The sequence below is a fragment of the Amycolatopsis mongoliensis genome (genome assembly GCF_030285665.1).
GTDB lineage: Bacteria > Actinomycetota > Actinomycetes > Mycobacteriales > Pseudonocardiaceae > Amycolatopsis > Amycolatopsis mongoliensis.
This window is the reverse complement of record NZ_CP127295.1, coordinates 3,613,919-3,631,749: the sequence shown is the minus strand read 5'-3', so window position 1 is coordinate 3,631,749 and position 17,831 is coordinate 3,613,919. Positions and strand designations below refer to the sequence as shown.

The following is a 17,831-nucleotide window of genomic DNA, read 5'->3' as shown; positions in this document are numbered from 1 at the left end:
CAGTATAGACCGGACGGGCTACCCACAGGTAGTTACGACCCCAGATGTGTGCATGGCATCACTCGATCGAGAACCTCAGGAGGTAGACACCAGCTGGACGCACGATTTGTCAGCCGAACTCATCAGACTTCGATGCGTGTCCGACCCGTCAATAGGCTATCCATCATCCCATCACTAAAGCGACGAAGTTTCGCTATCTCCAATCGCGCATCATTCACCGCCACGGAAAGAGAATTATTCATATCAAGAATTCGCTGCTGCTCAGCAATCGACGGAACTCGAACAGTCAGATTCAACACGATATCAGCACTGATCTTCACCATACTCTCTGAGGTGCCCGAAGCCCGCGCCTGAATTTGACGCCTACAGTCGTCAGACCGAAGCAGGAGCTCAAGAAACTCCGGGAGTACTTTATCGCCGACACGGAGGCGCATCATGAGATCGGGATAAATGCACGGATAGCCAATGTCCGCATATCGACCTATCATGCCGACTAGATCACGGGTATTAGCCCTCCCGATCAACAAGTCACCGTCTGTCAACACAGCACGTCCGACTGCGGGATCATCACCAGGAGCATACTTCAACTGCGTTGCAGAAAAACCATTTACAGTCAGACAACCCAGACCAAGCATGTAGGTACCAGAAAACCCGTTCCCAGCCTTCGGGCTGTACCCGTTTTTAGGGCGGCCATTAAGCAGCTCGCCTACCCTGAAAGACGTCCATCCAACTCGCTCCCCCGAACCAGCACTGAACACACCCGCAAGCAATCCGCGCCCCATAGCCTCCATCTTTGCAAGGTGACGCCCCGCAGATCGAATCGACTCACCCACGGCGTCGAGCGCCTCAACAATCCTTTTCTGCTCCCCTAACGGGGGGACAAGAACGTCCTGATCGAGGTAATCGCTATACTTCAGATTGATAATACCGGTCGTCTGTTGCTGCAACTGCCATATTGACGGTTGCCGATAGACATGCGACAGGCAGTACGCCAGATACTTGGGCACTACAGCCGGGCCCGGACGTAGTGTGCGAAAGAAATTCGACACACTGTATCTCCAACCATCATGCGGGTCACAAAAAAACGCAACCCTCCCAACAGGCTTTCCTGGGCCACCACCCGAGGATTCCAACAGCAAATCCCCAGTTTTCAACTGCTTCTCATGGAGATCACGGCTTGCAAATAGCCGCAGAGCGCCTGAAGTATAGTCCAAATGCCCGTCGTCATCCAGATTAGTCGACCGCAACACTTTTACATTTTCGGGCTTCGCGGCAGGTTCAACACCCCATGCGCCCGCGAATTCCTCCTCAAGGAGCGCGTGCAGCGGACTAACAGTCCAGCGATCAGGTATTGATCTTCCTTGGACCAGACGACTACGTGAAGCCATGCTTAGTTTTAGCCTTCCCACTCAAGGTGAAGATAGGATATGCCCGTTGACCACGCGCCTGCACAACAGGCCTCGGCAACGATTCGGACTGATCACCCCGCTCCACATCAAGGTTGACAGCCGAGTCACAGGAAGCGGTGGACGCCTGATGAGCCTGCGAGTTCGGTGCCGGTCAGCGAGCCTAGCCGGTATAGAGGTCTCCTCTGCACCACGACAGCGCCTGCCGAGACGAGGCAGCCAGCCAGCTCAAGCCTCGCGTTAACGGCGACCACCCGCGGGTCACGGTAGCGGGCGGCTGCGGCAGTCAGCCGCCATCTGTCCGGTGCTCCGGTCGGACGCAACAGGTCCAGCGCTCCCAGCAGATCCTGTGCCGTGAATTCCACGGCGCCGCCCATGCGCAAGTCGTTGATCAACGCTTTGGAGTGCCGCTCCCGGACCGCAGTGGCCGCTCAACCAAGCTCGTCGGCAGTGATGACCGAACCTGCACCGTGCGTCCGCACCAGCTCGTCAAGGACCATCAAGGCGGCGAAGTCGGCGGCACGCAGCCTCGGGAACGGCAGGTCTATGTCCGTCTCATCGGCGGCGATGAGCGCCATCCCTTCCGCGCGTTCCTCGACCACCCAACCGGCCATCTCAGCGCCACCACGTCAGGACGCGGTGGCGCTGACCACTCACGGCGGTGCGCCCCCCTCGCGCTGATCCTCGTCGTCATGACCGGTCGGCCGCAGCGCCCCTAGGCTAGGCGAACGCGAACACCGGCAGCCACCTCGTCAAAGGACAACCCGGTCAGGCTCGTGTCCTGCTGGCCAACAGGACATCGACGGCGCCGGCTTCCTCGAAGCGCTCGACGTCGCCGACGCGCGGGCGCGGAAGGTGTACGGGCAGCTCTACTGGGCCGCGTTCCGACGCGGGCATGAAGCCTGCAACAGCGAGCGGCGACGGGCGATGACGCGATCCGACCTCACCGACGTCGCCGATCTCCGTTCAGCAGGCGGCCACCCGGACCTCGTCCTGGCCGGCGCCATGCTCTCCGGCGTCGTCACCCCTCAGCAGGCCGACCTCGTCTCCGAAGTCTCCTCGACCACGACAACCGGACGACCGCGGCCAAGCGACACGGCATGAGCCGCTACCAGGTCGCCTCCGAACTCACCACCGCGTCCCGACACCTCGCCGACTACCTACTCGGCGGCCCTCTCCGTCCGGCCGTATGACCACGCTCATGGAGCTGCGTGCACCGAAATGGCACGTGCACGCAGCATGCCGAAACGCCGACCGAGAAGTCGACTGGATCGACGCCGAGCCGGGAAGCAATGCTGCGGTGGACTGCAAAGCGATCTGCCGCCTGTGCCCGGTCCGCCTCACCTGTGCCATCACAGCACTCACCAATGACGAGCGCTACGGCGTGTGGGGCGGCATGGACCGGGCGGACCGCCAAGCTTTGAGACACGCTGATGCCCAGGTCGCAGCGTGACCACAACGCCCAACTCCACGCAGCGGAGCCGCCGCCAGCAACACAAGGCCACGGACGTCAACTTCGAGATCAACCTCGTTGACGGCGCCGAAGCTGAGCGCCTTGGCAGGCAACAGGCGGCGGTCATCCGCGACGTACTGCTGTGGCACCACCAAGACCGCAACAGCGCGCCACCGGACGCGAGCATCACCTGACCCCCTACAAGACGAAACTGGCCTGCACAACCAAGCACCCACCCTGAAACCGCTGGTCAGCCCTGTTCCCATCCTTTGGTGCTCCCGCCGGGGGCACCGCAAGGACGGAAGGACTGTCACCCGAGGAGCGACGGCCTTAGGGCGCATTGTCCGGTTTGTCCTACTTGTGCCTCTACAGCTCGTTACCGCGCGACTTGACCGCCTCGCTGTGGGCTGACGCCGGTGATGGTTCGCTCCGCTGGGGCCGCGACTAGGCTGTGAACCTCGATGTGCCGTGCGTAGTGCCCCACTCACGCTCTGTCAGCGTCTGTCCGGAACCACGAGCGGCAGGAACGAGTCGCATGCCGTAGCGCTCGCTGCTGTCTTGCGTCCAGCATGAGGCCCCCGTGAGTCGCGAGGGTTCCTTCCTAGCGGGTACGTAGTCTTGCAACATGCCCATCGGCGATGTCGGGTCGCAGGTGGCGGCATCGCCGTACTCGACGGGTGGCGGCGGGACGGTCTTCGAGCACCGGTATGCCGCCACGGTTCTGGGCTGCCTGCTGACCGGTGATCCCGTGCCGGGGTTGGGCGATGACGCCGGACCGATCATGGTGCGGTTCCAAGCCAGCGCGGTCAGCCCGGTGGATGACGTCCTCGTCGAAGGTCGTGTGCCGGATGGCGAGATCCGGCGGTTGTCCGTCGGGGTCCGCCGGGCACCGGCTTTCGTGGCGAGCGAGGTGCCGTCCGAGCACTTGTTCGCGTCCAGCCTGCGGGTGGTGACTGAGCATTGGGAGGAGGTGGTCGCGGGGCGGTGGCGTCTGGCCCTTGTCGTAGCCAGCCCCAATGCGGCAGTTCGGCAACTCCGTGCCCTGTGTGCAATCGCCCAGGCCACCGACAACGAGCCAGCGTTTCGCGCCAAGGTCGCAGAACCTGGCGAGGCCAGCCAAGCTGTCCGCGCTCGGCTCAGGCACATCGACACGCTCGTGCAGGCGGCTGCGGCGAGGGCAAACATCGACTCGACGGTGATCGCGCCCAACGTGCTCACCTGGCGGTTGCTGTCGGCTCTGCGCCCGCTGGAAGTGCGCCTGGAAGGCCCGGACCAGTCCGACCGCACGATCGCGGTTCGCCAGCTACGCCCGGCCACCCGTGAGGGAACGCCGGCAGCGGCGGACCAGTTGTTCACGCGCCTGGCGGAACTTACCGGTCAGTACGCGCCCGCTGGCGCTGAGGTGACCGAAGGGCTGCTACGCCGCGACTTGGCCGGGATCTCCCTGGCTCGATCGCCCTCGTTCCCCCAGTCGTGGAGCCTTCTGGACCGGCTCGCCGAACGGTTGCGCGACCGGACCCGCTTCAACCTCACTGACGATCAGAAGGTCCTTGAAATACCGCGCACCGAGGCGCGGAGCGCGTTGGCGACCGCGATGCAAGCGGCGGCGGTGGGACCCGCAATCCTGATCGTGCGTGGTGAACCTGACGTCGGGAAATCGGCGCTAGCCCTTCGAGCCGCCGAGGACATGGCGGCGGCGGGCGCCGCAGTGACCTCGGTGAGCTTGCAGGACCTGCCCGCCGACATGCTCACCCTGGAAACCGTTCTTGGTGGACAGCTGGTCGAGGTGCTCAGCGCGACCGCGACCGCCTCGACGCGGCTGTTGGTCCTCGACGGTGTCGAATCCGTGCTCGAGGGACGCAGCACCCTCCTAACCGAACTCACCATCGCGGCGTTGCGAGCCGGGCTCGGTGTCATCGCCGTCACCCGTGAAGATGCCGCTGCCGCCGTGGCCGACGCGATGAGAAGTGCACAAGCTGCGGCGGGTAGCGCAGTCCTGCGTGAGCACCATGTTCCACGCCTGCTGCCGGGTGAGGCCGAACAGATCGCGGCCGTCTTCCCGGTCCTGTCACGGATCGGCCAAGACCTGCGGGCCGCGTGGCTGCTGGGTAGACCTGGCCTGGTGGAGTTGCTCCTCCGGGCACATGTCGCCTGGCGACTGCCGGACGGGCCGCTCTCGGAATCGGATTTGTTCGCGGCTATCTGGGACCAGCTCGTCCGCCGCGGGGGTGAGCACCCGCCGGGTGGCCCGTCCCCGGAGGCCCGAGAGCGTGCCCTGACGTCGCTGGCACGAACGCTCCTGCTGCCCGGCGGCAACCACACGCTTCCGGATCCGACCGTGCTGCCGTCCTTGCGGTCGGACGGGTTGCTCCTCGCGCCCGGCCCGACCAGCGCCTGGCACTCTGGGGACGCCTTCGCCAGCGATGTGGTGCGGGATCTCGCCCTTACTCGGCTCCTGATCATCGACGGATGGCAGCTACTCCTCGATGCTGGCGCCCCACGATTTGCGTTGCGAGCTGCACGGGCTGCTTGTCAGGCCGCACTCAGTGCGGCCGGTGAGGACACCGAGCCACCGCGCGCCCGACTGCAAGCGGTGTTCGACCAGCTGGCCAACCAACATGGCGCGCGGTGGGCCGAAGTGCCGCTGGAGGCGATGCTGACGCACGGCGACGCCGAAGCCGTGCTGCGACGAGCGTGGCCGAGCCTGCTCGCCGAGCAGCGATCCGGCCTGCGCACGCTGCTGCGCCTGGCGCTGCACCGCTACAGCGACCACGAGTGGGGCGACCCGGCGGCGCTGGGTCCGCTCGTCGCGCTGACCTACTGCGGTGACGCCGAGGTCGGACAGCATGATCGATACGACCGGGACACTGGCGAGCAGGTCCGCAAGGTGGTGCTGGCCTGGCTGCGGGGGCTTATCAAGATCAAGGCTGGCACGCTGTCCCTTCGGCAGCGGGTCCGTGATCGTCTGCTCGCCTCCTCGCCGGAGGACCACGACGAGTTCGCCGTGGAAGTACTGGCCATGCTCGGCCCCGATCTGGATCACAACGCCGAGGCGTTCCTGCGAAAACAGGCCGATGAGGGCGGCGGGTACCTCGCACCGGCGGTGGAGTCCGTAGGCGCCGTGATCGCCCTGTCGCAGTACCAGCCGCAGCTGCTCCTCACCCTGGCCGAGGCGTACTACATCGAGCCGCATGACGCGGAGCACATGGGATCGTGGGGGCTGCTCGACGAGGGCATCCGCCACCACGCACGTGCAGGTGGTGGCGGTCCTCCCTTTGCAGGGTGGTACTTCGGGCCGTTCTATCGGCTGCTTCATACTCGCCCCGTGGATGCGCTCGCGATGGTCAACAGGATGCTCGACCGCGCTGCCATCGTGCGTGTCGGCCCGAACCCCGACCAACCGACGGGCGTCGATGCGCCCGAACTTCCCCCGCTCGGTCTCGAGCTGGATCTTCCTGGGGTGGGAGTCCGGCATTGCGTGGGCGACGAGCACGTGTGGGCCTGGTACCGCGGCTCGTCGGTCGGCCCGTACCCGTGCGTGAGCGCCCTCCTGGCCGTCGAGCGCTTCGCCGATGAGCTCGTCGACACACTCGGCGTGCCGTTGGCGCGCGTGGCTGAGATCTTGCTGCGCGACTGCCACAACCTGGCCATGCCTGCTTTGGTGGTCGGTCTGCTGGTCCGCCATCTCGACCGCGCCGGCGACATGCTCGATCGCTGGCTGGTCCGCCCCGAGCTGTGGCACCTGGAGACCTCTCGCGCTGTCGGTGAACACTTCCACGCCCAAGGCCCAGACCCCACCGATCTGGTCGGTCGACACCGGCGCACGGCCAGCTTCCAGAACGTGGTCGGCGAAATGATCGTGATGGCCATGCTCGCCGGTGATCACGATCGACTCTCCTTCCTCGCTGCCCGAGGGGACGAGCTGGTCGAGCGGGCCCGCGAGCTGGTCGCGGGCTCCGATGACGAGGCCGCCGACCTGCTCATGGTCCAAGGGTGGGCGGCCCAGTTCCGTGCGGAGAACTACCGCCTCAGCCGCACCGAGGACGGCCACATCCGGTTCGAGTGGGCGGTCCCGGAGGACATCGCCGCTGGCCTTACCCACACGCATGAGGAGTTCGCTCGCGGCGACATGGCGCTGCGCTTGCACCAGACCTACACGAGATCGGAAGACCGTGTCGCCCCGGTGGATACGCTCGTCGACGATCTGCTGCTCGCTCGCGACCTTGCCGAGCACCCTGCCGTCCGTGGCCCAGCTCACCCGGCTGACCCGGTCGCCGCCGTCGCCGCCGCCTCGGTCATCGCCCACGCTCAAGGACGCGCCCGGCTGCCCGATGAGGATCTGCGGTGGGCGGCCAACGTCCTGATCGATGTGGCGACGAGCCCGCGGGTCGGCGAGCTGAGCCGCAGCGTGACCATCGACCCGGACGGGGCCGACCGCTCCGCCGCGGTCGCTCTCCCCGCCCTGCTCCTGCCCGCTTTTGACCACATCCTACTAAACCGGCAAGGCATCGAGGAAGCCTTGCTCGCCAGCGCGACCAGCCTCTTTGACGAGGTTCGAGCAGTGTTCGCGCTCGGCGTCGGGCCAATCTGGTCAGCACCGTGCACACCGAACCCGCCTGCAGAAACTTGCCGACACCAGCTCGCGTGGGCCGCCGTCGAGCAGGGCTTGCGCGACTGCCGGCTCGGTGGCTGGGATCAAGCGACGCAACAGCGGCTCACCGACCCACTCGATCCGCCGTACGAGACGACCCTGCCGGCTGTGCCCACCGAGCTGCTCCTCGTGAATCGGCTCACCGCGCCCCTCGTGTCCGCCGCAACCGCAGCCCGAAGTGGCAGTTGCATCGCGGCCACAGCCGCGCAACTGCGCGACGTGCTGTTCGACGCCCATCGACGGGCGACCGACCACTGGGCCACAAAGGGCTATGGCCGCCACCACAACCGCCACCGGGATCGTGTGGTCCGGGTGCTGATCGAGACCGCGGTGAACGGAGACCTTACGCCACTAGTGTCCTATGTGCGTGCCTTCACCACCAATGCACAAGCGCTCGACGAGCTTCTCGACGACCTACGCCAGCTCTTCACCTACGACGACGCCCTTCGTACGTCGCTGCTTCCGGTCTGGCGCCTGGTCATGACTACCGCACTCGATGCCCTAAAAAGCGGAGCCAGCCTCCCCGGCCGCCACCACTGGCGCGAGAGCGCACTCGCCGGACTTCTGCCTACTCCCCAGATCGGCATCAGCGACACCAATCCCGCGGCCACCCTGGAGCGAGTTCGAGCCCGCTGGTTGGATCCCGACGACATCGCCGATCTCGCTGTCCGGTGGCTGAAGCTCGCACGCGGCGAATCGAAAGCTGTCGATGCCGTCGCAGACCTCGCCAACTGCTCCCCACCCGCGTGGCAGGCGACAACGGGGCTCACCTGGGCGGAAGACGCCATCAACGGCGACTACGCCGCCATCGCAGGGCGGTGCTGGGTCCTGCCCGAGTGGCTGAAAACCGTCCACGGGTCCGGACAACTCGACGTCCAGGGCATCGCTCGCTGGCACCGGCTCGTCGACGGACTAGCAGCTTACGGCGATCACCGTGCCGTCAAGCTGCAGCAGAGGGTCGAATGAGCGTCGAGGTGCTCCAGCTCGACCAACACAGCACCACCAGAGATCGCGATATCGCCCGTAACCTTGCCGCCCAGGTCCTTGCCGTCGGGTCTCCGTTGCGTGACCTTCGCCGGTCGTGGTCGGGCTTGCGGGACGAAATCTCGTGGTCGTGCCGGGCACGTGGCGCATACGCTCTTGCCGTGAGCGAGCTGGACCCACCTGGGCTGAGCGCGGACGCGCTAATAGATCAAATGTTCACGCTCTGGATCGTGCCGCACATCGAGGCGAGCAACCTCGACATCACGCGCGACGAGGTCGTGCAGGCTCTTGTCGTGTTGCATCCGAACGGCGCTCCCGAGGTGACGCTCAACGACCAAGCGGAGCTTCTGGCCACGGTTCAGGTGCGTGACGCAGTCGCATCGGGCGAACCGGTGACCGCGGAAAACGTCGAGCACGTTTCGGGCCTGCGTCCGGCCGAGATCGAGCCCAACGCCGGATGGACCGCGTTCGCGTTCCTTCCCGGAGGCGGGGGCGCAGTGGCCTTCGACTTCCGCTACAACCGCGAGCGCGCAGTCGAACTACTCAAACGGGCGTCGGAATTCATCTCAACCGCGCGGGAGACGCTGGCTGCTGGACGTCTCGGCCCAACGGTGGAGACGGCGTTGGCGGCAGGAGAACTCGCGGTGACGGCCATGACGTCGCTGCAGAATGTCGCTCACAAAGGGCGGAACTCTCACGGTGCACGCCAAGCGTGGCTCAACAACTACACGCACCTGGGTAACGGCCCACAGGACTGGTACCAGACCATGAGGCGACTTCTGACGGCCCGGCCGTTCGCACGTTATGGGGATCCCGACGGAAGCCCTCTGCCGGCGGACAGTGAGCTGGCTGATTACCTCGATCACGTCGAAAGTCTGATTCAGCACGCTGCCCGGTACGCCGCTGATCATGATGCCCCAGCCTCATAGACGCCGTTCTCTTTCCGGACCTGAGAGTATCGCCCGATGAATGACCAGGTACCCAGCTGGGACACGCTTCGACGACGACTCACCCGCGCGCCGTACAGCCCGGAGGGCATCGCAGCCGTTGGGCTGGCCATCGACAAGGCAGAGCGATTGCTCGGCCCGTCATGGCCGCGTCGTCAATTCGAACGCAAGGGCTGTTGGCCCAGCGAGTTCAACTTGTTAATGTTCCACGCCGCGGCGCTGCCGCAGTTCCTGGCTTTTGTCATGCGGCTGGAGTCCGCAACCAAGGAGCCGACCTTCACGACCGTACTGCGGAGTCTCAAGCGGGGAGTCAGCACTACTGACTGGCGACACGCCCTTCTACAACTCGAAGTCCATCGAGCCCTCCGAAGCGCTGGGACGGCGATTACCTTCGAGCCCGAAATCAGCGGCAGCCGCAACAAGGCCGACCTCTTGGTCACGCCGACGGAAGGCGGCGCCCCCTTCCTGGTCGAAACCACCTCCCTCGCTCGTGCCGACGTTGACCAGGCATGGGAAGCGTACGAACACCGCGTCTGGCAAACGGTGACCGCGCTCGAACTCCGCCATAACGTACGCATCGCGGTGGAGCTGATCGACCACCGCGACGAAGCCGAGACCGCAGCGTGGCTCGCTGCCATCGAGGCGGTAACGGTCAGCAGCGAACACGAGGTGCAGCGGATCGAGTCACCGATGGGACGAGCCGAAGTCCGCCGAGCTGGCTCGCCAACACACGAGCGCACGTTCGTCGGTGCTTTGGCAACTCGGGACGGCTGGCGGCGTCTCGGCCGGGCTCTCCAAGGCAAGGCCCGTCAAAGTGAAGGGGCGTTGCCGGTCTGGCTGCGCGTTGACGCCCTTGACGGCTTCTTCCAGTTCACGGAGTTCGCCACGCTCGATTGGGCCGAGCGCGTAGACCGGGTTGCAGCGAACCTCCGCGCAGACCTGGCCGGCGCCAGCCACCTGGCCGGTGTCGTCCTCTCGTCCGGCCCAGTCGTAGCGCTCGGCGCGGCAGACTCGACGGCCGAAAACCAGACGACTCGCTCGACAAGCGGATGCGGCCTACGACGCCTTATCAACGCACACACCGTCCGGGAGACGGTCGTTGTCGCTCTGCGCGATGATGTGGCGGACCAGCAGGTGCGGTGGACGGCGGCGTATGCAGCAGAGCCTGAGTGGCTCCCGCAAGACGTGTCCGGCTGGGAGTTTCCGCAACTCCCCGCCTTCCTGGCTGATTGAGGCAGAGCCACGGTCAATTAGGTCACGAGTCCGAGGAGGTCGCCACCAGGGCATACGGTGTGCTGGGCTCGCGTCGGGGCAATTCCGGCACAGGGGCGGGTCCCCAGCCCGCGCCGCACAGCCACACGAACCAGCCAATGAGCAAGTCAGTAAGCCTTCACCGGTTTTTCCGCGCGACCTCGACGTGTCGGTCGTCCACCGAGACTCGGCCGCGCCAGCGCCGGTCCGAGCGGCGCGATCCGACCCAGTTGTTCTCGGGAGGCTACGGACCCTACGCGCGCAGCCGCGAACGCATCTGATGGTCAACCGGGGCTGGCTAGCTGGCCGGGCCATGTCGTGGATGCGGGCCCGGTCGTCGAGGGGGGAGGGTAACGACCGGGCCCGCGCGGAGAACATACCCAGGTCCGCACCCAAAAATGCCTTGCTTTCGGAACTTTCCTCCACCTGGACGCAGAACAGCGTCACAGTTCTGCGGGTGGGTCGAGATCGGCCACGTTCCGGGCGACGGCGTGGCCCAAGACCCCGAGGAACCCTCGGCGAGAACACAGCGGGTGCTGCAGGTCACGCCAGGTCGCGCAGAAGACTTCGATCACTCGGCGCTCCGCCTCGAACGGGTCGACGACACGAGAGTTGATCATGTGCGACACCGCAGCGCAGTACCGTTGCACCAGCACCCCGAATGCCTCGACGTCCCCTGCCCGAGCTTGCCGCGCCAGTTCCTCGTCGCTGCGGTCGCCGGGCTTGGCGCGAGACCGCAGGACTGTCTTGAGCTCGACACGCACGGACCATCACCGCCGCAGGCCGCGGTGCGGCAGCGTCAGCAGGCGAACGCGAGCCAGGGCGCAAGCCACCCCTACACGCCAATCCCGCCGAGGACCGCGGCCACACGCCACACGAACGGCCCGGAATCTCCCTCGCCGCCTACCATGATCGATTCCCTCCACCACAATCACTTTCAGCCGGTTTCCCAGCCACGGCAACAGGGTGTGCCCGCCAGGGCGACGCTCATCCGGGGAACACGGCATCGCCGCCCCAGCGGACACGGCGGTCACGCGCGGGTTCCCGGTGCGGACAGCAAGGTGTGCACCAGGTCGGCGGTGATAGTCCCGTGAGCGTGGTGGAGGTCGAACCCGCGATGCGGCGGCCGCCCCTCAGTGACGTCGGTGAGGGCCTGGGCTCCGAAGGCCCGGATCGTCGTGAGCGCGGCAACCAGCGGAGTCGTGCCGGCGGGGGTGGTGGTCAACGCGGTGACGGTGGCGGCGGTGAGGCCGATCATCGCCCACGGAACGGTGGTGAACGCCTCGATCGGGACGTGATCGTCGAGCACCTCGGTCAGCGCCAGCCGGATCCCTGCGGGCCCGGTGGGCAGCTCACGGAGCCGGCGCAGGACCGCGGGGGCCCCGGTGAGGGCGCGGGCGGGGATGGCCAAATGCAGGCACCCGACGGGCAGACCACTGTCGGCGGCCTGCGCGGTGAGGGTGTCGAGCAGCGCGTCGTCGTGAACGGTGGCGCCAGGCAGCCCCAGCAGCACCGCCGGCGCCACGCGACCAGCCGCGGTCCAGCGGGTGGTGTCGCGAGCGGCTGTGGCGAGCACGTGCGGCAGCGCGGCGGCGAGCAAGCCGGTGTGTTCGGCCAGCTCGGCGATCTCGGCCAGCTCCCGGCGCGCGCCGGTGCCGCTGAGCCAGTATGGCTGTGGCCAGACCGCGGCCAGCGCACCGGCCGGTGTGCAGATGGGCTGGTAGTCGACGCCGAGGGTGCCGGCTTCCAGGACGCTGGTGAGTTCGGCCAGCAGTTCCACCCGGTGCCGGTCGTCACCGGTCGCGGGCTGGGTGACGGGGTCAACATGGATCCAGGGAACGCGGGCGTGAGCGGGATCGTGCAGTGCCCGGCGGGCGCGGCGCAGCAGATCATCGAGGGTGTCGGCCGGGCGGGCTTGGGCGACGCCGATGCGCGGGTGCAGCCGGATCTGGTGGGCATCGAGGTGGACGGGGTCGCGGAGCCAGTCCGAGAGTTGCTTGACCAGGTGGATCACGGTGGACCAATCAGTGAGGTCGTAGAGCAGCACCAGGACTTCGTCACCGCGGCGGCCGACGAGCTGGCGATGGCGGACGGGGTCGTGGGCGGCGCGGATACGGGTGTGCAGCTGGCTCAGCAGCCCGGCCCGCAGCTCCTGGGGCAACACGTGGTCGAGGTGGGACCAACCGGAGAGCCGGATCGTGAGCAACGCGATCCGGTCTCGGGACTCGGTGAGGATGCGGGCGGTCTGGGCGGTGAAGGCCTGCTCGGTGAGGAGCCCGGTGCTGGGTTCGATGTCGATGCCGCGCTCGAGACCGCGCAGAAACGTGACGTCCTCCAGCACCACCGAGTAGCCGCGCTGAGTGCCGCCGGCGCGGCCGAGGGTCGCGGTGAGCCAGCGGGCGCCGGGGTGGGTGGCGCTGGTGATGCGGAACTCCACGTGCGCCTGCGCGGCGCCGGGCAGATCGGCCCCGGCGGTGCGCAGGGCCTCGGCGGCGCGGGTGATCTGCTCGGCGTCATCGGCACACATCGCGAGCTCGGCCAGGGTGCGTCCGCGTAGTGCGGCCAACGTAGCGCCGAGCAGGTTCTGCGCGGTGGTGTTGGCCTCGAGGATGCCGCCGTGCTCGTCGAGGGCCAGCACCGCGGTGACGGTGTCCGCGACCGCGGCGCGGAACCGCCGCGCCGCCGGCCCGTCCTCCCGGCCAGTCGCGGGGTTGAGATGCAGGAAGGCGGAGGTGAGCGCGGTCTGCTCGTCCCGGACGCGTTCCTGCAGCCCTTCGCCGAAGCCGCTGGCGAACGCCCCAACGACCGCGGTTCGGGTCGCGCGGGACGCGCCGGGGGTGTATTCGGCGGCCAGGTCCGACAGCAGCGCCACGCAGGTGCCGAGCGCGGCGGCGGGCAGCTTGTGCACGTAGGCCAGTTCGTAGCCGATCCCCCGCGGGGCGGGGAGGTCGCCGGGTGGGCCGAGCCGGCGATGCGGATCGAGGACGGGCGCCCCGAAGGCAGTGAGCATCGCCGCGGTCCAGCGGCCGAACTGCTGCTCGGCGAACCTGCGGTGGATCTGCAGGTAGGCGTCGCTGGTCAGCGCCGCGTACCAGCGGTGCCCGAAATCGATCGCGTCGTCGACGGTCAACACCAGCCCGGCCGGCGCCGGGGTCCGTGCTTCGCGCACCGCTGCCGCGACGTCGGCGGCGGCCACCGGGTCGCTGATCCGGTCATCGGCGGCGATGGTGAAGGCGCTGATGCGGGCCAGGAGCGCGGCCGCCCGGTCGTGGAACGAGGCCGGGACGCCCGTGTTGCGGCGGGGCTGGGGGCTGGTGGGCCTGGGTGCCGAGGGAGTCATCGGTTCCTCCTTTCCGCTCGGTGAGCTGGTCTGGCCTCGTCGGCGGCGGTGAGCAGGCGGTTGAGGTAGTTCTTCGCCCTCGACAGGTAGACCCCGACGGTCGTGGTGGGCAGGCCCATGTATTCGGCGATGTCCTCGACTCGCCAGCCTTTCTCCAGCAGCGTCAGCGGCAGGCCGAGCCGGCGCGGCAGAGCGCCGATCGCCTCGACGAACAGCAGCCGCTCTCCCGGGCTCGGCGGGGTCCACACTCCGATCGGTGCGGCTTTGTCGGTGACTCCGGCCGTTTCGTCGATCTCGGCGTGCCCGGCCTCCTTGTGCCGGGTCGCGTCGACGGCCTTGTTGTGGGCGACGCGGTAGAGCCAGGACAACTTGTCGCCGTCGATGCGGTCCCACCGCTGATACAACGCCAGCAGCGCTTCGCCGACGACGTTGTCGTGATCCACGCCGGGGGCCAGCTTGCGGACGTAGGAGGTCAAGGCCTTCCGCCTCTCGGTGACGATCGTCGAGCACTCGAGGTAGTCCTGCTCCGTCCACGGTCTGCGGGCCGGAGGTTGAGCCGAATCGGTCACTCCGTGCCCTGGCCCAGCGGCGGCCCCAGCACGACCGTCAGCGCCCGCCCGGACACCCGCCAGCGCAGCACCACCACCGGCGCCGACGGCGCGGCGAGCATGCGCAGCGACCACCACGCCAGGCACGTCGCCGCGGCACAGCGCAGCACACGGGCCACGGCGGGGCGGGTGCGCCGCCACGTCAGCGCGGCGGTCAACGCCACCATCAGCACAGGCGGCCAGTTCGAGGACATCTCGGGGTAGTCCTTTCCAGATTCTGCGGGGACGGGAATAGCGCGCCCGGGGGAACGCAACGCTCACACCTGTTACTCGGCCAGAGAGCCAGTTTTTGACACGATGTCACCCAAAAAAACGCGGACTCGCCCGGAAGCGTGATTGCCGTCGCGCAACGTCAGTACCGAAACTGTCGCTCGTCACTCGATTCAGGTGCGGGTGCGGCCATTGCGGTGAGTGTGGTGTAGTGGGCACCGGCGTTGCCCAAGTGGTGGATGCTTTCTGCATCTTGCGGTTGCTAGTCTGAATTTTCGGCGAGGGGAGAATAGGTGTCGAACGAGGACAACCTGTCCGATCGTCCAGCCGTCGACCCCGAGAAACCCAGCGTCGCCCGTGCCTACGACTGGTTCTTGGGCGGCTCGACCAACACCCCCATCGACCGCACCTTCGCCGAACGCATCCTGACGGTCTTACCGCCGGCGAAAACCATGGCGGTGGACAACCGCAACTTCCTCCGCCGCGCCGTGACCTACCTCGTCGACGCCGGCGTGCGGCAATTCATCGACATCGGCTCCGGTATCCCCACCGTGGGCAACGTCCACCAGGTCGCCCGCGACCTCGCTCCCGACGCCAAAGTCGTCTACGTCGACAACGACCCGGTCGCGGTCGCCCAGAGCCGGCTTCTCCTGCGCGAGGATTCGGCCACCACCGTCATCGACGCCGACCTCCGCCACCCCGAGGCCATCCTGGACCACCCGGGCACCCGGGCACTGCTCGACTTCGACCAGCCGATCGCACTGCTGATGATCGCGGTCCTGCACTTCATCCCCGACCGCGACGACCCCGCCGGCATCATCGACGCCTATCGCGACGCCCTGCCCCGCGGCAGCTACCTCGCGCTGTCACACCTCACCGACGAGACCGCCCCGCCCGAGCTACGCCGCCAGGTCCGCACCTGCATCGAGCTGTACCAGAACAGCGCCAGCCCGCTGGTCGCCCGCACCCGTGCCACACTGTCGCAGTGGCTCGACGGACTCGACCTCGTACCACCGGGTGTCACCATCGCCAACCAGTGGAAACCCGACACTTCCCCGCCTACTGGCTCCGAGCACGACCTCGTCATCGCGGGCCTCGCCCGGCTCCTCGTTTGAACGGGCGGAGGCGCTTCAACCGATCACGAGGACTGCAAAAATCACCGGGCCGGCGCGGACAGGGATTGCCGTTCGTACTGCCACCTCGGTCGCCAACTCGGTCGAACGTCGGCGGCGTGACTCGCGATCGTGGGCCGTGACCCAACTGTCGCCGCACACGCCTCATTCCTGGTTCTTCATGCCAGCCAGGTAGGACGGCAACGCAAGCGCTGCCTACCGATTGGCTCAGCTGCTGGCCGAGCGTGGACAGGACGAGGACGCTCTCCAGCTGATGCGCACCCATGCCGACAACGGCGACAGGCGCGCTGGGGAGTGGCTGATCGATCTGCTGGCCGCGCAAGGACAGGCCGAGGAACTAGAACGGTGATGGTGCTCTCTGAATAGGGCCAGTCCTGCTCTCTGAAATTCCCCAGTTGGGGTGTCCTGTCGGCGCGTCGTTTGCGCTGGTCAGCGGCCTCGGGGTGACGGTTTCGGTGTTGATCACCGAGACCGTTGCCGGAGGCGTGGATGCTCACTCTGGAGGAAGACGTGGAGGCGCAGGCGCTGCGTGCTCAAGGCTGGTCGGTCTCGGCGATCGCCCGACATCTCGGACGCGACCGCAAGACCATCCGCCGCTACCTGGCCGGCGACGTGGTGCCAGGCAGACGCCGGCCGGTGGGGCCGGACCCGTTCGAGCCGTTCGTGGCCTACTGCCGGGCCCGGCTGGCCGACGACCCGCATCTGTGGGCGGCGACGCTGCTGGACGAGGTCGCCGAGCTCGGCTACCAGGGCGGATACTCGACGTTCACCCGCGCGCTGCGCCGCTATCAGCTGCGCCCGCACTGCGAGCCTTGCCAGGTGGCCCGCGGCCGGGACGTCGCGATCATCACTCACCCGCCGGGTGAGGAGACTCAGTGGGATTGGCTGGAGCTGCCGGACCCGCCGGTGAGCTGGGGCGCCGGGAAGCAGGCGCATTTGCTGGTCGGCGCGCTGGCGCACTCGAGCAAGTGGCGCGGGGTCCTGGCCGATGCCGAGGATTTCCCGCACCTGATCGAGGCCCTCGATGCGGTGGTTCGCCGGCTGGGCGGGGTGACCCAGGTCTGGCGGTTCGACCGGATGGCCACGGTCTGCCATCCCGCCTCCGGCCGGATCACGCCTGCGTTCGCGCAGGTCGCCAAGCACTATGGAGTCCGGTCGGTGACGTGTCCGCCGCGGCGCGGGAACCGCAAGGGCGTGGTCGAGAAGGCCAACCACTCGGCCGCGCAGCGCTGGTGGCGCACCCTCGGCGACGAGGTCACGATCGACGAGGCCCAGGCCGGGCTGGACCGGCTCGCGACCAAGCTCGACAGTCGCCGCCGGGTCATCGACGGCGAACGCACCACCGTCGCCGGCCTGGCCGCGGCCGAGCGGCTGCATGCTCCGCCGCTGGTCGCGTTCCCGGCCGAGTTCGACCTCGGTCGGATCGTCACGCCGCAGGCGCTGGTGTCCTTCCGCGGCAACGCCTACTCCGTCCCGCCCGGGCTGGGCGGCGCGCAGGTTCAGGTCCGCCACCGGCTCGGCGCGGACATGTTGCGGATCGTCACCGAGGGCGGCGCGACCGTCGCGGTTCACAGCCGGGCCCCGGACGGGGCGGGTCGGGTGATCCGCGACGACGGGCACGTGATCGCGCTTGAACACGCCGCGATGGGCGCGTTCAGCCACGAGCGGCCCTGCACCCACAAGACGCGCAGGCCGCCGTCGTCGGCGGCGTTGGCCGAAGCAGCACGACTGCGCGGCCTGCCCGCGACGGGGCCCGCGGCCCACGTCGTGATCGACCTGGCCACCTACGCCGCCACCGCGGCGAAGCTGGGCAGTGCACCCACCTATGAGTCCGAGGAGGACTGATCA

General features: G+C 67.4%; 16 protein-coding genes. 9 read left to right on the top strand and 7 right to left on the bottom strand.

All coding sequences use genetic code 11. The features are described from left to right. Positions 1-122 precede the first annotated feature (122 nt). From QRX60_RS17795 to QRX60_RS17785, 3 genes are all read right to left on the bottom strand, one after another. Positions 123-1,388: a restriction endonuclease subunit S gene (locus QRX60_RS17795; protein WP_286001894.1), complete on the bottom strand. Its 1,266-nt coding sequence runs from the start codon at positions 1,386-1,388 to the stop codon at positions 123-125. Between the two features lie 125 nt (positions 1,389-1,513). After that, entirely contained in the window at positions 1,514-1,801 is a 288-nt protein-coding gene (locus QRX60_RS17790; protein ID WP_286001893.1) for a hypothetical protein, read from the bottom strand. Positions 1,802-1,837: 36 nt separating this feature from the next. After that, positions 1,838-2,020 carry a DUF2398 family protein gene (locus QRX60_RS17785; protein ID WP_286001892.1) on the bottom strand — a complete coding sequence of 61 codons (183 nt, stop codon included), beginning with the start codon at positions 2,018-2,020 and terminating at the stop codon, positions 1,838-1,840. 313 nt (positions 2,021-2,333) lie between these two features. On the opposite strand from QRX60_RS17785, the gene QRX60_RS17780 reads away from it, so the two are divergent. From QRX60_RS17780 to QRX60_RS17755, 6 genes are all read left to right on the top strand, one after another. Continuing rightward, complete coding sequence (locus QRX60_RS17780; RefSeq protein WP_286001891.1) at positions 2,334-2,510, top strand: hypothetical protein; 177 nt, start codon at positions 2,334-2,336, stop codon at positions 2,508-2,510. Positions 2,511-2,607: 97 nt separating this feature from the next. After that, positions 2,608-2,859 (top strand): WhiB family transcriptional regulator, encoded by a 252-nt coding sequence (locus QRX60_RS17775; protein ID WP_286001890.1) that lies wholly within the window; start codon positions 2,608-2,610, stop codon positions 2,857-2,859. Beyond that, positions 2,856-3,053, top strand: coding sequence for a hypothetical protein (locus tag QRX60_RS17770; protein WP_286001889.1), 198 nt, complete (start codon positions 2,856-2,858; stop codon positions 3,051-3,053). Before QRX60_RS17775 ends, QRX60_RS17770 begins: the two co-directional genes overlap by 4 nt. Positions 3,054-3,484: 431 nt before the next feature. Continuing rightward, the gene (locus tag QRX60_RS17765; protein WP_286001888.1) at positions 3,485-8,476 is read left to right on the top strand and encodes a hypothetical protein; all 4,992 of its coding nucleotides are present in this window, start codon (positions 3,485-3,487) and stop codon (positions 8,474-8,476) included. Between the two features lie 179 nt (positions 8,477-8,655). After that, positions 8,656-9,423 (top strand): hypothetical protein, encoded by a 768-nt coding sequence (locus tag QRX60_RS17760; RefSeq protein WP_286001887.1) that lies wholly within the window; start codon positions 8,656-8,658, stop codon positions 9,421-9,423. Positions 9,424-9,459: 36 nt separating this feature from the next. Next, a complete protein-coding gene (locus QRX60_RS17755; RefSeq protein WP_286001886.1) occupies positions 9,460-10,674 on the top strand; it encodes a hypothetical protein in 1,215 nt (404 codons plus the stop codon). Between the two features lie 461 nt (positions 10,675-11,135). On the opposite strand, the gene QRX60_RS17750 is transcribed toward QRX60_RS17755, so the two are convergent. From QRX60_RS17750 to QRX60_RS17735, 4 genes are all read right to left on the bottom strand, one after another. Continuing rightward, positions 11,136-11,456 carry an RNA polymerase sigma factor gene (locus QRX60_RS17750; protein WP_286001885.1) on the bottom strand — a complete coding sequence of 107 codons (321 nt, stop codon included), beginning with the start codon at positions 11,454-11,456 and terminating at the stop codon, positions 11,136-11,138. A gap of 266 nt (positions 11,457-11,722) precedes the next feature. Then, a complete protein-coding gene (locus tag QRX60_RS17745; RefSeq protein WP_286001884.1) occupies positions 11,723-14,032 on the bottom strand; it encodes an EAL domain-containing protein in 2,310 nt (769 codons plus the stop codon). Beyond that, complete coding sequence (locus QRX60_RS17740; protein WP_286001883.1) at positions 14,029-14,601, bottom strand: RNA polymerase sigma factor; 573 nt, start codon at positions 14,599-14,601, stop codon at positions 14,029-14,031. The genes QRX60_RS17745 and QRX60_RS17740 overlap by 4 nt, the downstream gene beginning before the upstream one ends. Next, positions 14,598-14,834: a hypothetical protein gene (locus tag QRX60_RS17735; RefSeq protein WP_286001882.1), complete on the bottom strand. Its 237-nt coding sequence runs from the start codon at positions 14,832-14,834 to the stop codon at positions 14,598-14,600. Before QRX60_RS17735 ends, QRX60_RS17740 begins: the two co-directional genes overlap by 4 nt. A 309-nt stretch (positions 14,835-15,143) precedes the next feature. On the opposite strand from QRX60_RS17735, the gene QRX60_RS17730 reads away from it, so the two are divergent. The 3 genes from QRX60_RS17730 (at position 15,144) to istA (ending at position 17,828) form a co-directional block, all read left to right on the top strand. Further along, positions 15,144-15,965 (top strand): SAM-dependent methyltransferase, encoded by an 822-nt coding sequence (locus QRX60_RS17730; RefSeq protein ID WP_286001881.1) that lies wholly within the window; start codon positions 15,144-15,146, stop codon positions 15,963-15,965. Positions 15,966-16,185: 220 nt separating this feature from the next. Further along, a complete protein-coding gene (locus tag QRX60_RS17725; protein WP_286001880.1) occupies positions 16,186-16,332 on the top strand; it encodes a hypothetical protein in 147 nt (48 codons plus the stop codon). A gap of 140 nt (positions 16,333-16,472) precedes the next feature. Beyond that, positions 16,473-17,828 carry an IS21 family transposase gene (istA, locus tag QRX60_RS17720; protein WP_285997627.1) on the top strand — a complete coding sequence of 452 codons (1,356 nt, stop codon included), beginning with the start codon at positions 16,473-16,475 and terminating at the stop codon, positions 17,826-17,828. The last annotated feature ends 3 nt before the right edge of the window (positions 17,829-17,831 follow it).

Excerpts from the sequence above, each read along its gene's own strand:
- QRX60_RS17795 (WP_286001894.1), bottom strand. The coding sequence starts at position 1,388 with ATGGCTTCACGTAGTCGTCTGGTCCAAGGAAGATCAATACCTGATCGC.
- QRX60_RS17785 (WP_286001892.1), bottom strand. The coding sequence starts at position 2,020 with ATGGCCGGTTGGGTGGTCGAGGAACGCGCGGAAGGGATGGCGCTCATC.
- QRX60_RS17780 (WP_286001891.1), top strand. The coding sequence starts at position 2,334 with ATGACGCGATCCGACCTCACCGACGTCGCCGATCTCCGTTCAGCAGGC.
- QRX60_RS17775 (WP_286001890.1), top strand. The coding sequence starts at position 2,608 with ATGGAGCTGCGTGCACCGAAATGGCACGTGCACGCAGCATGCCGAAAC.
- QRX60_RS17765 (WP_286001888.1), top strand. The coding sequence starts at position 3,485 with ATGCCCATCGGCGATGTCGGGTCGCAGGTGGCGGCATCGCCGTACTCG.
- QRX60_RS17755 (WP_286001886.1), top strand. The coding sequence starts at position 9,460 with ATGAATGACCAGGTACCCAGCTGGGACACGCTTCGACGACGACTCACC.
- QRX60_RS17745 (WP_286001884.1), bottom strand. The coding sequence starts at position 14,032 with ATGACTCCCTCGGCACCCAGGCCCACCAGCCCCCAGCCCCGCCGCAAC.
- QRX60_RS17735 (WP_286001882.1), bottom strand. The coding sequence starts at position 14,834 with ATGTCCTCGAACTGGCCGCCTGTGCTGATGGTGGCGTTGACCGCCGCG.
- istA (WP_285997627.1), top strand. The coding sequence starts at position 16,473 with ATGCTCACTCTGGAGGAAGACGTGGAGGCGCAGGCGCTGCGTGCTCAA.